The sequence below is a fragment of the Streptomyces sp. NPDC059477 genome, from assembly GCF_042749375.1.
GTDB lineage: Bacteria > Actinomycetota > Actinomycetes > Streptomycetales > Streptomycetaceae > Streptomyces.
This window is the reverse complement of sequence record NZ_JBHYUG010000015.1, coordinates 17,092-30,522: the sequence shown is the minus strand read 5'-3', so window position 1 is coordinate 30,522 and position 13,431 is coordinate 17,092. Positions and strand designations below refer to the sequence as shown.

9 protein-coding genes and 1 pseudogene are annotated in these 13,431 nt (G+C 70.3%); 8 read left to right on the top strand and 2 right to left on the bottom strand.

What is annotated here, in order from left to right; all coding sequences use genetic code 11:
• Positions 1 to 56 precede the first annotated feature (56 nt).
• The 3 genes and pseudogenes from ACFXAZ_RS10630 to ACFXAZ_RS10620 all read left to right on the top strand — a co-directional run bounded on the left by ACFXAZ_RS10630 (position 57) and on the right by ACFXAZ_RS10620 (position 3,027).
• Positions 57 to 501 (top strand): annotated as a pseudogene (locus ACFXAZ_RS10630) (DUF664 domain-containing protein).
• Positions 502 to 775: 274 nt separating this feature from the next.
• Positions 776 to 2,389: a flavin monoamine oxidase family protein gene (locus ACFXAZ_RS10625; protein ID WP_384587476.1), complete on the top strand. Its 1,614-nt coding sequence runs from the start codon at positions 776 to 778 to the stop codon at positions 2,387 to 2,389.
• Positions 2,386 to 3,027, top strand: a complete 642-nt coding sequence (locus ACFXAZ_RS10620; protein ID WP_384587473.1) for a Rid family hydrolase — start codon at positions 2,386 to 2,388, stop codon at positions 3,025 to 3,027. The genes ACFXAZ_RS10625 and ACFXAZ_RS10620 overlap by 4 nt, the downstream gene beginning before the upstream one ends.
• Before the next feature lie 154 nt (positions 3,028 to 3,181).
• On the opposite strand, the gene ACFXAZ_RS10615 is transcribed toward ACFXAZ_RS10620, so the two are convergent.
• Positions 3,182 to 6,070: a hypothetical protein gene (locus tag ACFXAZ_RS10615; RefSeq protein WP_384587470.1), complete on the bottom strand. Its 2,889-nt coding sequence runs from the start codon at positions 6,068 to 6,070 to the stop codon at positions 3,182 to 3,184.
• 361 nt (positions 6,071 to 6,431) lie between these two features.
• Between ACFXAZ_RS10615 and ACFXAZ_RS10610 the strand changes: the two genes are divergently transcribed.
• Positions 6,432 to 7,271, top strand: coding sequence for an urea carboxylase-associated family protein (locus ACFXAZ_RS10610; protein WP_384587468.1), 840 nt, complete (start codon positions 6,432 to 6,434; stop codon positions 7,269 to 7,271).
• Positions 7,272 to 7,300: 29 nt separating this feature from the next.
• On the opposite strand, the gene ACFXAZ_RS10605 is transcribed toward ACFXAZ_RS10610, so the two are convergent.
• A complete protein-coding gene (locus tag ACFXAZ_RS10605; RefSeq protein WP_384587465.1) occupies positions 7,301 to 8,017 on the bottom strand; it encodes a GntR family transcriptional regulator in 717 nt (238 codons plus the stop codon).
• A 146-nt stretch (positions 8,018 to 8,163) separates the two neighbouring features.
• Here ACFXAZ_RS10605 and ACFXAZ_RS10600 point away from each other — a divergent pair, with 146 nt between their 5' ends.
• From ACFXAZ_RS10600 to ACFXAZ_RS10585, 4 genes are all read left to right on the top strand, one after another.
• On the top strand, positions 8,164 to 9,816 hold the full coding sequence (locus ACFXAZ_RS10600) for an APC family permease (protein ID WP_384587462.1): 1,653 nt from the start codon (positions 8,164 to 8,166) through the stop codon (positions 9,814 to 9,816).
• Between the two features lie 55 nt (positions 9,817 to 9,871).
• A complete protein-coding gene (locus tag ACFXAZ_RS10595; protein ID WP_384587459.1) occupies positions 9,872 to 10,828 on the top strand; it encodes a hypothetical protein in 957 nt (318 codons plus the stop codon).
• Positions 10,829 to 10,949: 121 nt separating this feature from the next.
• Positions 10,950 to 11,552 (top strand): DUF1989 domain-containing protein, encoded by a 603-nt coding sequence (locus ACFXAZ_RS10590; RefSeq protein WP_384587456.1) that lies wholly within the window; start codon positions 10,950 to 10,952, stop codon positions 11,550 to 11,552.
• Positions 11,553 to 11,638: 86 nt separating this feature from the next.
• Entirely contained in the window at positions 11,639 to 13,180 is a 1,542-nt protein-coding gene (locus ACFXAZ_RS10585; protein ID WP_384587453.1) for an amidohydrolase, read from the top strand.
• Positions 13,181 to 13,431 lie beyond the last annotated feature (251 nt).

Below are 13,431 nucleotides of genomic sequence, written 5' to 3'. Positions count from 1 at the left end.
GCGGCCCGCCCCCCCGCCCCGCCCACGACAAGGGACAGAGAGACAGGGAGACCACGGTGCCCAGCAGCCCGCGCCGCGACCGCCGTCGCGACACGCCGCCGCCCCGGACCGGCGGCACCGAGAGCGCGGTCCTGCGCGGGTTCCTCGACCATCTCCGGACCTCGATCGCCGCGAAGGTCGACGACGCCCCCGAACCGCAGGTGCGGACAGCCGCCGTGCGGTCGGGGACGAACCTGCTCGGCCTGCTCACCCATCTGACCTTCGTCGAGCGCTCGCTGTTCCTCGGGGACGACGTCGCCCAGTGGCAGGCGACCCTCCAGGCCGCACCGGCGGACAGCGTGGCCGATGTCGTCGCCCGCCAACCGGGTTCCCAGGCCGCGTCCGGACCGCCCCGCGCCCAGCGTCCGCTGGGCCCTCACCCACACGATCGAGGAGACCGGCCGGCACGCGGGCCACGCGGACATCCTCCGTGAACTCATCGACGGCACGACCGGCCGCTGACCCACCGCCGCCAGGACACCACCACCACGGCTGCTGTCACGCCGTCACCTCCGAGCCGCGCCAGATCCGGCCCCGTCCGGACGGCGCCCGCTCCTTCCTCCTGGTTTGCGCCGCTCGCACCGGTTACTCCAGTGCCATAGCGCTGTAACAGTCCTGACGAAGACTCATGGCGCACCTCCGGTCTCCTCAGACACGTACCCCCCACGTGACCGGGTTCATCGAACGACCGTTCCCCGGGTGGCGTATGCCCCGGGGTGCGGGTGAGGAGGAACTGATGGCTGTAGAGCAATCCCCGGCATCCCGCCGCAACTTCCTGAAATCCGTCGGCGTCGCAGGTGGCGCCGGAGTGCTGTACTCCGCGATGGGCGCACTCGGGCTCGCCCCGGTTCCGGAAGTGCGGGCGGACGCGTACCGGGCACCCCAGCAGAGCGACTTCACGCTCACCGGGCGCGGTGGCGGCAAGAAGGTGCTGGTGCTCGGCGGCGGCATAGCCGGGCTGGCGACGGCGTACGAGCTGGGCAAGGCCGGATACGACTGCCGGATCCTGGAGGCGAAGGACCGTCCCGGGGGCCGCAACTGGACGGTCCGCGGCGGCACCACGCTCACCGACCTCGACGGGCGCAGACAGACGGCGTCGTTCACCAAGGGCCAGTACATCAACGCGGGCCCGGGCCGGCTGCCGCAGTCCCACGTCACTCTCGACTACTGCCGCGAACTCGGCGTCGAACTCCAGGTTTTCACCAACCAGAACGCCAACGCGTACATCTACCACGAGAACAGCGCCGCCCTCGCGGGCAAGCCCATGCGCTGGCGTACGGCGAAGGCCGATGTCTACGGCTACGTCTCCGAACTGCTCGCCAAGGCCACCGACCAGGGAGCCCTGGACGCACGGCTCACCGCGCAGGACAAGGAACGGCTGATCCCGTTCCTCCAGAGCTTCGGCGCCATCAAGGGCAAGGCCGACGGCTACGCCTACACCGGCACCGACCGGCGAGGCTACTCCGTCGAGCCGGGCGCGGCCTTCGAGGACGGCACCGTCCTCGGCCCGGTGCCGTCGCTGTCGGACGTCATAGCCAGCGGCGTGGGACAGCGCTTCTCCTTCGAACTCGGCTACGACCAGGCCATGATGATGTTCCAGCCGGTCGGCGGCATGGACGCGATCCCGAACGCCCTGGCCAAGGCGATAGGCCCGAGCCGCATCACCTACGGTGCCAAGGCGCTGGAGGTCAAGGACCTGCCGGACGGTGCCGAGGTCACCTACAAGGACGCCGGTGGCCGAACCCGAACCCAGCGCGCGGACTTCGTCGTATCGGCCGTACCGCCGATGATCATGGCCCGGCTCAAGCACAACCTGGGGACCGACATCACCGCGGCGCTGAAGTACGCCGTCCCGACGCCCGTCGGCAAGATCGGGCTCGAATACCGCAGCCGGTGGTGGGAGACGGACGAGCACATCTACGGCGGCATCACACCGACCGACACCGACCTGGCCACCATCTGGTACCCCTCCTACGGCTACCAGGGCCGCCGCGGCACCCTCGTCGGCTACTACAACTTCGGTGCCAACGCCCTCGCGTACAGCGCTCTGCCGCACAACGAGCGCCTCGCGCGGGCGGTGAGCCGGGGCGTGAAGATCCACGGCGACAAGTACCGCACCGAACTCGATCACTCCTTCAGCGTGGCCTGGCACCGCACGCCCGACATCGAGGCCGGCTGGGTGAGCTGGCCCTCGCAGACCGGTGCCGAGTACAAGCTGCTCAACCAGCCCGCCGGGCACGTCTACTTCGCCGGCGACTGGCTCAGCCACACCATCGCCTGGCAGCACGGCGCGTTCACTTCGGCCCGCAAGGTAGTGACCGACATCCACGAGAGGGTGCTCTCCGCATGAAGCGACGTACGAAAGTTGTGATCGGTACGGCCCTGGCCGCCTCGCTCCTCACCGGTGGCACCGCGCTCGCCGGGGGCAAGAGCTGGTCGCCCGGCACCAAAGAGGTCCGGGTCATGCTGCCCGAGGGCCAGTCCAACCCGTCCATCGCCACCGGAGTGGCGACCGGCGCCGAGGTGGCCATCTACCAGAGCAGCGGCCTCGGCCCGACGGCGCTCAACCCGTCCGCGCCGGCCGGCTCACCCGAGCTGTACACCGATCCGGCCCTCACTCAGGGCGCCACGGGAGTCACGGTCACCGAGGCGCAGTCACTCGTCGTCCTGCGCAACATCAGGACCAACCTCGAAGCGGCGGGCCTGACCCTGGCCGATGTCATCACCATGAAGTGTTACCTGATGAGACCGCCCGGCGCCCAGAGCGCCGACTACGCGGGATGGAACCGCGCGTACCGCCAGTACTTCGCCAACATCGACCTCACCTCGAAGCAGGTCGTCCCCGTCCCGATGGGCACCTCCGCCCCCAAGGCGCCGCTGGTCGCCAACAAGGCCCGTCCCGCCCGCGCCACGATGGAGGTCGCGTCGCTGGCCGTCACCGGCTGGATAGTGGAGGTCGAGGTCACCGCCACCTACAAGAAGCGCTGACCCGCACGGATCAGCGGCCAACCGCGATGAAGGGCCGGGTCCCTCAGCGGACCCGGCCCCGATGCGCACGTTGTCCCTGCCGGGCGCCCCACCACTGCAACCGTCCGGGCCCGCTGTCAGGGAACCACCGGCCCAGCGCTGCACGGACGTATCCCTAGCAGCCCCACTCCTCTTGGGGCGCGGTGTTGCCCGCGGGACGGCCGCAGACGAGGGTGACGTCGAAGCGGGCTCCGTCGGTGGGTTGGGTGATCTTGTAGAGACCGATGCCGTGTCCGCGCAGGTTCGGGTCGGAGGCGTCGGAGTGGCGGAAGGTGATGTGGCCGGTGGCGGCTCTGCGGAAGTCGACCGAGCGCAGGGCGGCCAGGACAGCGGGGGCGCCGCCGTTCTCGGGGACCTTGGCCTTGTCCGCCGCGCGGTGGAGGGCGGTCGCGGCGTCGTAGGACAGGGCGAGGAAGCCGTCGACGAAGAGGGGATCCTGGTAGGTGGGCGGCCGGGAGGATTCGAAGGCGCGTTGCGCGAAGTCGTACAGATCGGAGTCCTTGAGTTTCTCCTCGTACGTCAGGGAGGCGTAGAGCAGGCTGCCGCCGGCCGGGAAGTCGAAGGAGTCGTCCGCGAACCGCTTCTTGGTCATGTCATCGCCGGACAGGACGGTGATGGTGTGGCCCTGGCAGCTGGAATCCTGCGCAAGCCCCTGCATCAAGGGCTTGAGGTGACTTGCCCTGCCCGCCAGGTAGACGATGTCGGCCCGCTGATCGCAGACGGCCTTGATGGGGTCGACGAGTTTGGGGCTGGTGCCGTCCACCAGGTAGTCGATCCGGGGGTACGGGGCAAAGCCGGCCCGGTCCAGTTCCTCCCGGGCGTACCGCGCCTGGTCGGCGCCGTAGGAGTCGCCGCTCTTGCCGCTGCCCGCGGGGGCGAGGACGACCGAGCTGCGCCCCCGCGCCGCTCCGAGGAGCTGGACCAGGGCCGACGCCTGCTCGCGGTCGGTGGCGGCCATGCCTACGTAGTTGCCGAACTGCTCGGCGAGAGAGGTCGCCGAATTGGTGGTGCCGACCACGGCCAGACCGGCTTTCTGGAACTCCCTGACGGCCGGGGCGCTGCCGGGTGTGTGGATGCCCATGCCGACCACGCCGACGACGGAAGGATCCCGGCGCGCGAGGCCGACGATCTTGGCGGCCATGGCCTCCTGGTGTCTCATGCCCTGGCCGCCGTTGGCGATCAGGATCCGCACCTTGAGGGCACTGTTCGACTCCGCGAAACTGTTGATGCGGTGCTGTGCCAGATACACCCCGGCCAGTTGCCGCAGGACGTCGACCGCTTCGCCGGTCTCCTGTGCCTTGGTGGTCAGCGCGCCGGCGAAGACCAGTGTGATGTGGTCCTTGCCCGGATCGAGGCTGCCGTTCGCTTCAGTGATCTTGTCCTGGAGCCATTCCAGGCCGATCCGCCGTTCACCGCCGCCCACGCCGAGGACCGGGTCGTCGCCGACCGGTAAGGGCGTACTGGTGGCGACACCGACGCACTCGTCGCCGATCTGCTCCAGGTCGTGGTTCCACACGGCCTGCCAGCCGCCGCAGTACTTCCCGGTCAGGTGCTGGTAGTGGGCCGCGGCGCCGACCGTGGTGAGGGCACAGGCCGCCAGCAAGGTCCAGCGCGACCACAGCAGCCAGGCACTGCGCGGCACGCGGAAGGTCTTGCGTCGGTGACTCTCGGGCGACGCGTAGCCGTCGTAGGGGTGGAGGAGTTCGTCGCTCAGGGCCACCGGCAGGATCCAGGGCAGCGCGGCGTTCATACTGGGCGACTGGCCGGTCCGCAGACTGCGTTCCACCCATGCCTCGTACAACTCACCGACGTCACGGCCATGGGCGCCCAGCGCCGGAAGCGGCAGCAGGGTGCGCTCGCTCAGTCCGGCCAGATCCGTGCGCGCGATGCCGGCGACCACCAGCAAGGGGTCCTGCTCGCTGCGGCGGCTGCGCACATCGCTGATCGCCCGCAGGAGCGGCAGCGCGCCATTGGCCTGGGTGGCACGGGGAAGCAGCAGCAGCGGGGGAACGGTGCGTTTGCGGTGCCGCAGGTCCCAGGCCGGGCGGTGGCTCTCCCGCAGATCCTCCAGCAGTGCCAGGGTACGCAGCTGGAGGCAGAACTGACGGGCCACCTCCCGCTCGGCGGCCTGCGCCGCGCTCTCGCCGTCGGCGTCGACGGGTCTGGCGGCGGTCAGCAACTGACGCACCACCTCGACGGCCCGTTCCTCCAGCGTGGCGCGGGACAGCCGTGGATGCCACAGTGACCAGACCGGTGCCTCCGTGCTCGGGGACACCGGGAAGGTGGTGGTGGCGAACCAGCGGCAGCCAGGGCCCAGCCGCGCCGGGGCCGCCCAGTGCCGTACCCAGCCACCGGCGCCCCACAGCAGCAGAGCCACCAGCATCGCCCCCACCAGATACCAGGAGCCCAGCCGGGCGGCCAGTACGCCCACACAGGCCACCGCCGCCGAACCCAGCGCCGTCGCCGGGCTCAGCACCGGTCCCAGCGCCTGCCGGAATCCGCCGGTCCGTCGCCGGGCACCGGTCGGCCGGCGCAGCTCCGCGAGCCGGGTCACCACCGCCCGCGGGTCCGGGGTCCCGTCACCACGGCCGGCCATATCGTCGAGCGCCCGGTCGAGCGAGGCCAGCAACTGCGAACACGGCAGCCGGTACGGACGGTACTGGGACCGGCCGCTGTTCTCCCACAGCCCGCCCGCCACGTCCTTCAGCAGGGCCGTCGCCGCCGCGTATCCGCCCTCGTCCGCGTCCGGCGCGGCACCGGGCGTCCGGCCGGGCAGAGCGCCGGGTCCGGGCGGCGGATCAACGCTGCGGCACAGCAGCCACCGGGGTTTCTGCGCCTTGTGCACCAGGTCCACGATCTCCTTGACCCAGTCGTCCTGCCGCCCCAGCGGATCCTCCTGGGCCGCGTGGAGCACCACGACCGGCATCGGCCCCTGGCGCCGCGCATATCCGTCGATCAGTTCCGAGCACAGGTCCAGGACAAGTCCGCCGCCGTCATTCGGCACCGTCCCCCGCCACGCCTCTTTCCTGCGATGTCGCAACCCCACTTCGCTGCCCCCATCCCGGCCATCCGGCCCGGCGACACCAACGCCGCCGCACTACGCAGGAAGGTAGGACCGCCTCCGGCCGCCGGAGGCCGGTTCCGCCCGGCCATCACCCGATAGGACGGACGTCGTCAGGGCGTGGTCGCTACGGGGATGTTTTGTGGGACAACTGTATGTCGGCAAGCCATATCAACTACCCGCCGACGCGATCGCGTTCCGCACGTCGGACCGATGCCGACGGGATACGGCCTTGGATTGTGGAACAATTATGGCTACGGTGAGTCGAGGCTGGTCGGTCCATCGGACGTGGAGAGGAAAGACAATGGGCGCAGAGGCGGCATACCGGTCGAACGATGGCGGTGCGCTGGACGTGGACCGGGAGTTCTACCGGAAGGTGGCCGGTGCCGACCGGGAACTGGTGGACTCCTTCGAGATCCCGATCCGCTCGGGTCGTGCCTGGGAGGTGCCCGCCGGGCATCTGTGCAGGCTGGTGACGGTGGACGGACCACAGGTCGGCGATCTGAACGTCTGGAACGCCGGCGACCCCCGGGAGCGGCTGTGGGCCGCGCGGACCCGCCAGCTCCAGCGGGCGCATGTGACCACCTTCGACCGGTTGTGGTCGAATCTGCCGTTCCTCCGCCCCTTGCTGACGATTACGGATGACACCCTCGCCGACTACGGACGCGACGGGAACGGCGGCCGGGTGCACGACCTGCTCGGCACCCGCTGCGATCCCTATGTGAGCCGGATGCTCAGCGGCGCGGACTTCGACTTCCACTGCCATTCGAACCTGGTGCGGGCGGTGCTGCCGTACGGACTGACCGAGTTCGACGTCCACGATGTGCTCAATGTGTTCCAGTGCACCGGGCTCAATGAGGAGGACCGCTACTTCATGAGCCCGTGCCCGGCGCGGCCCGGCGACCACTTCGAGTTCTTCGCGGAGATGGATCTGCTCTGCGCGCTGTCCACCTGCCCCGGCGGCGATCTGTCCGTGCCGATGTGGGGGCCCGACGCCCGCGATCCGCTGGACACCTGTCATCCGATCGGGGTCGAGGTCTACCGCCCGGATCCCGGGGTGCTCTCCGGCTGGGCCCCGCCCCGGCGCGCCGCCTACCAGGGGCTGCACGGAATGACGCTGCCGCACTGGCCGCGGCACCGGTAGGCGGGCGCCCGGCCAGGCGGCGGGGCGGGTCAGTCGGACGGCCCCCGGGCGCCCCTGAGCACCGCGAGGACCATGCGCTCCGAGTCGTCGAGGTAGACGGCGAGAACACCCTGGGCGTGGTCGATCCGGCCGCGCCGGATCAGCTCGTACAGTTCGCGGTCCCGCTGGGGCCACGGCCGCTCGAACTCGACCTCGTCGCTGACCGCCCCCCAGGCCAGCCGCAGCATCGCGCCGAGCCTGCTGAAGAAGTCGTCGAACAGCGGGCTGTCCAGCAGGGAGACGAGCGCCTGGTGGAAGCGCAGACTCGCGGTGCCCACGTCCCGCCAGCGCTTCTGCGCGGCGGCCCGTTCGACGGCCCGGACGGCGGACTCCAGGGCCTCCAGTCGGGCGTCGTCCCGCAGGGCGCTCGCGGCGATGGCCTGCGGTTCGATCACCCGGCGGACCCGGTAGATGTCCCGTACCCGCGCGGCGTCGATGGACGCGACCACCGCGCCGCGGTGCAGTTCCTGGTGCACCAGCCCCTCGGTGACCAGCAGGCGCAGCCCTTCGCGCAGGGTGTTGCGCGAGATGGCGAACAGCGCCGCGAGCTGCACCTCGCGCAGCCGGCGCCCCGGCGCCAGCTCCCCTTCCAGGATCAGTTCCCGGATTCTCGCCGCCACCCGTTCGGCGGACGCGATCCCGTCGCCGTCGGCTGATGTGCCCGGCCCGCTCGTACCGTCTGCCCTGTCCGCCACATGATTGGTCACCGGGCCATCGTATGAGTGATGTGGTTCAACAAACAAGATAGCTCGGTCGTGCGGATAGGCGGCCTTAAGGGGCGGTTTGTCTGCTCCTCTAGTCAGTTTTCCGATTCCATTGACATGGATCGTTGAGCAATCTAGCGTCTGCGCTCATGACTAGCGAGAGAACCGCCGCAAGGCGCGATCGAGCCACGTCGGACCGGGCCTCGTCGGCTCCCGTCTCGTCCCGCTGGGCCACCGCGCCCGGGGTGCGAGGCACCCACCAGGGTTTCGTCCGGCGTTCCACGGGGGTGGTACGGCAGATCTCCGGTGCCGACGCCATCATCGGGAACATCCTGCTCGTGAACTTCGTGGCCGCCGTCGCCACGCTCGTCGTGGTGCCCTTCACCTTCCCCGGCGCCAACCTGCCGCTGGCCGTCCTGCTGGCCATGCTGCCCGCACTGGCGCTGGCCACGGTCTATGTCCTGTTCGCCCTCGCGCTGCCGCGTTCGGGCGGCGAGTACCTCTACGTCTCCCGGGTCTTCCATCCGTCGATCGGCTTCGCCGCGAACTTCAGCTTCATCGGGTGGAACATCCTCTTCGGTGGCCTGCTGGTGAACCAGTTCGCGACCGTCTACCTCTCCGGCTTCTTCGCCTCGCTGGGCTGGTCGGCGGGGGTCGACGCGATGGCGCACAAGGGGGTCGTCCTGCTCGTCGGCGTGGCCCTCATCGCTCTCACCACGGTCCCGGTGATCGTCGGCACCCGGTTCGCCATGCGCCTGATGAAGGGCGCGTTCTACGCCGGGTCGGTGCTGCTGCTGATCACCCTGGCGGTGCTGGCGTTCGCCGGTCATGACACCTTCGTCGCCTCGGTCGACCAGCAGGCGTCGTACACCGGCATCATCGAATCCGCCCGGCAGGCCGGATTCGAGTCCCGCCCGGAGGGGTTCGCGCCCACCGTGCAGGCCGTCGCACTGATCAGTCTGGCCACGATGTTCGTGATGTGCTCCACGTACACCACCGGCGAGGTCCAGAACGTACGGCGGACCGTGCCCAAGGCCGTCTACGGGTCGGCGCTCATCGGCGGCGCGGTCATCCTCGTCATGGCGCTGATCGCCACCCGGGTCTGGAGCACCGACTTCCTCGCCGCGGCGAACTATCTCTCCTCGACGGCGCCGGAGCGCTATCCGCTGGAGTCGACCCCCGACTTCTCCTATCTGGCGGTCCTCACCCACCCCGGATGGCTGTTCTCCACGGTCGTCAATGTCTCCTTCCTCTGTCTCATCACCGGGAATCTGATCTTCGGGACGGCCACCATGAGCCGCTGCTTCTCGGCCTGGTCGTTCGACCGGATCGTGCCGCAGGGCCTGGCGTCGGTGAGCAGCCGCCGCCGTACACCGGTCAACGCGCTGGTGCTGTTCGCGGTCTGTTCCGTGCTGGCGCTGGTGTACTACACCTTCGACGGCGATGTGACCTTCCTGGCGGGGGCCACCCTCGGTTTCATCGCCACCTTCCTGACGGTCTCGGTGGCCGCTGTCGCCTTCCCCTATCTGCGGCCCCGGCTGTTCCGGGGCTCCGCCGCCGACATCCGGGTCCTCGGCATCCCGCTCATCGTGATCGCCGGAGCGGCGTCCTCGCTGATGCTCGCCGCGATGGTGTACGCGTTCCTCACCAATGACGCGTTCGACGCCAACGGCACCGCGGGCCTGCTCTTCTTCGCCGGGTTCTGGGTGGCCGGCCTCGTCATCTTCGGCGTTGCCCGACGCATCCACCTGGCCCGGGGCCTGCCCTTCGACGCCGCGTTCAAGGAGCTGACCGGAGAATGAACCCACCCCCGATACCGACGACACCGACGACCCTGGCAAGACCGGCGGGACCGGCATGACAGGGACCAGGCTCTACTTCGCGACGGATCTGCGCGCCGCGGACCGCTGCTTCACCAAGTTCCTGAGCGCGGCCTCGGCCTACGACGCACAGGTACTGGTTCTCGGCGGCAACCTCACCGGCACCCGGATGGCGCCGGTCGTACGGCACCGGACGGGGGTGTGGCACGCGGTGCTCGACGGGACCACGGCCGAGCTGCGGACCGACCGGGAGGTCGCCCGGTTCGAGAAGCGGGCGGCGGACATCGGCGTGTACACCTTCCGCACCGACCAGGACGAACTGGCCGCGCTGGACGACGACCCGGCCGCCGTCGACGCCGTGTTCCACCGGCTGGCCACGGACCGGCTGCGGCGCTGGCTGGAACTGGCCGCCGACCGGCTGCCGGAGGACCGGGTACGGCTGCTCGTCTGCTGCGGCAACGACGATCCCATCACGCTGGACGCGCTCATCGACGCCTCCCCGGCGGCCCTGCTCACCGAGGGCCGGGCCGTGGAGCTGGACGAGCGCAGGGTGCTGGTCGGCGTCGGCTACTCCAACGCGACACCGTGGCAGTGCGAGCGGGACCTGCCGGAGGAAGAGCTGGCACAACGGCTGGCCACCGCGCTGGACACAGTGGACCGCTCCGGCGCCCAGCTCGTCCTGCACACCCACTGTCCGCCGTACGACTCCGAACTCGACGCCACCGTGGTCCTGGACGAGGAGCTGCGGCCGAGGACCGAGGCGGGCCAGGAGATCGTGGCACCGTCGGGCAGCACCGCCGTACGCGAGATCGTCGAGCGGTACCAGCCGGTCCTGTCACTGCACGGCAGGGCCCTTGAGAGCCGGGGCTATGTACGACTGGGCCGCACTCTCGCGGTCAACCCGGGCAGTGAGTACTCCGACGGCATCCTGCGCGGGGTGCTGGTGGATCTCGACCGGGACGGGGTGGCCCACCATCTGCTGACCTCCGGCTGACGACCGCCCGGCAAGCCCGGCGGGCCTGCTCTTCGGCTGGTTCGATCAAGAAGTCCCGATCAAGCGATGAGCGACAAGCGAAATGCGACGAGCGACACAGATCAAGAGATGGGGAGCAGCAATGAAAGAGACCGCACGATCGGTGGAGGTTCCGCCGCAGCAGGGACGCGCGTTCACCGTCGCCCCGGGCGAGCTCGTGAAGATCACCGATGTGGAGGGGCATCAGGTCGGTGATCTGTGGGTGATCGACGCCGCTGACCACGGCCGCTGGTTGTCCACCAGCCACACCAGGGACCGGCTGGAGCGGATGTTCCCCCGGGTGGGGGAGTCGTTCACCGATCAGTTCGGCGAGCCCATGGCCGAGTTCACCGCCGATGACTCGCCCGGCAGGCACGACATGCTCTTCCCGCCGTGCAACCGCTGGCTGTACGAGAGCGATGGGCTCTTCGGCCATCCGAACTGCCATGACAACTTCCTCGCGGCGGCGGCCTCGGCCGGGGTCACCCTGCCGGTGGTGCCCGATCCGGTGAACTTCTTCCAGAACTCGGCTCCGGAACCGGACGGCACCCTCAACGTGCTGACCGCCGCGTCCAAGGCCGGTGATTCGGTCACCCTGCGGATGCTGCGCCCGGCCGTGGTCGTCCTCACCTCGTGCTCCGTGGACAACTGGCCGACGAACAACAAGAACTGCACTCCGCTGATGGCCTGGATCGGCCCCGCGTGAACGCGCCGCCCACACCGCCCCCTCCACCGGTATCCGCAGGGCCGGCGGAGCCCGTACGGATCGTCAGCGCCCACCGCGTCCACACCATGGCCGGTGCCCCCGGCACGGCCGGGACGGGCCGGGACGTCACCGCGCTGGCGCTCCTCGGCGAGTGGATCGTAGCCACCGGCACGACGGCGGAGCTGCGGTCGCGCTTTCCCGGGGCCGAGCACATCGACCATGGACCCGCAGTGATCGTCCCCGGCTTCAACGACGCCCACCAGCACCTCGGCGATCTGGCCGACGGACTCGACCATCTCGATCTGGGGGCAGCGGAGTTCGGCGACCGGGCGGCGGTACTGGCCGCGCTGGCGGCCCGGATCGGGGCGGCGGCTCCCGGGCAGTGGGTCCGCGCCCACCGCTACGACGAGACCCGCACCACGCCCGGCGCGCTCACCCGAGGCGAGCTGGACGCCCTGGGCGGCGGCGCACCCGTTCTGGTGACGCATGTCTCCGACCACAGCGCCGTACTGAACTCCCCGGCCCTGCGGCTCGCGGGCCTCGACCCGGCGCGGGTGCCCGACGGCCGGGTGCACGGACCGGAGCTGTTCCGGCTGCTGTGGAGCGACGAGGCGATCGTGGACAGACCGTCGACGGACGGCTGGATCGCGGGTGTCGAGCGGCTCACCGCGCGGTACCACGCGGCGGGCATCACCTCGGTCGGCGACGCCCTGGTCTCCCCAGGGCAGCTCGGCCGCTATCAGGAGGCCCGCCGCCGGGGAAAGCTGACGGTCCGGGTGAACGCCCTCATCGACGCCAACCATGCGGATGGCTTCCTCGCGCTCGGCGTCGGCAGCGGCCTCGGTGACTCCTGGCTGCGCGTCGGCGGGTTCAAGGCGTTCGTCGACGGGGCGGTGGCCGGGCACTCCTGTCTGCTGGAGCAGCCCTTCAGCGACTCCGACCCGCCCGATCACGGCGAGCAGGTGACGCCGACCGCCGAACTGTACGCGCTCTTCGAGCGGGTCCACCGGGCCGGGAGCGTGATGGCCGTCCACGCCAACGGCGACCGGGCGATCGGAGTGCTCCTCGACATCGTGGAGTCGGTCCAGGCGGCCTGCCCACGCCCCGGGCTCGTCCACCGCATCGAGCACTGCACGGTCCTCGGCCCCGGCCTGGCGGCCCGGATCAAGGCTGCCGGGCTGGCCGCGGTCCCCTTCGGCTCGTATCTCACCGCCCATGGCACCAAACTGCTCCAGTGGTACGGGTCCGAACGGCTGCACCGGATGTTCCCGCACCGGACGCTGCTGGACCACGCGATCCCGGTCGCCGGTGCCTCCGACCACAGCGCTGCCCCCTACGAACCGCTGATCGCCCTGCGGGACATGGTCACCCGTACCTCCCCCGACAACGTGGTGCTCGGCGGGAACCAGCGGATCACGGCCGCGGAAGCACTGTGGATCCAGACGGTGGGATCGGCGACGGTCGCGGGGGAGGCGCAGCTCAAGGGCAGCCTGACCCCCGGACGGCTGGCCGACTTCGTGGTACTGGAGGACGACCCGCTCACGGCGGACCCGAACGGCCTGGCTGAGATCGGCGTACGGGAGACGGTGGTGGGCGGGGTCACCCGCTGGACGGCGGGCAACCGATGACGGCTGTGTGGCAGGGGGCCGGAACCATCCCCCTGCGGGACAGCGGTCGGCCGGGGACCGGCCCTGCGGGCGGAGGGCCCCCGACGATGGGCGGGAGGTGGGTAGTGACCGGCGGTCCTCGGCGATGGGCAGGAGGCGGGCGGTGATCGGCGGACCTCGGCGACGAACGGGAGGCGGGCGATGACCAGCAGCTCCCGGCGACGAACAGGACGCGGGCGGTGACCGCGATCCCCGTCCACGAACAGCAAGCG

Coding starts and splice junctions, on each gene's coding strand:
- ACFXAZ_RS10590 (WP_384587456.1), top strand. CDS start 10,950: ATGAAAGAGACCGCACGATCGGTGGAGGTTCCGCCGCAGCAGGGACGC.
- ACFXAZ_RS10595 (WP_384587459.1), top strand. CDS start 9,872: ATGACAGGGACCAGGCTCTACTTCGCGACGGATCTGCGCGCCGCGGAC.
- ACFXAZ_RS10600 (WP_384587462.1), top strand. CDS start 8,164: ATGACTAGCGAGAGAACCGCCGCAAGGCGCGATCGAGCCACGTCGGAC.
- ACFXAZ_RS10585 (WP_384587453.1), top strand. CDS start 11,639: ATGGCCGGTGCCCCCGGCACGGCCGGGACGGGCCGGGACGTCACCGCG.
- ACFXAZ_RS10625 (WP_384587476.1), top strand. CDS start 776: ATGGCTGTAGAGCAATCCCCGGCATCCCGCCGCAACTTCCTGAAATCC.
- ACFXAZ_RS10610 (WP_384587468.1), top strand. CDS start 6,432: ATGGGCGCAGAGGCGGCATACCGGTCGAACGATGGCGGTGCGCTGGAC.
- ACFXAZ_RS10620 (WP_384587473.1), top strand. CDS start 2,386: ATGAAGCGACGTACGAAAGTTGTGATCGGTACGGCCCTGGCCGCCTCG.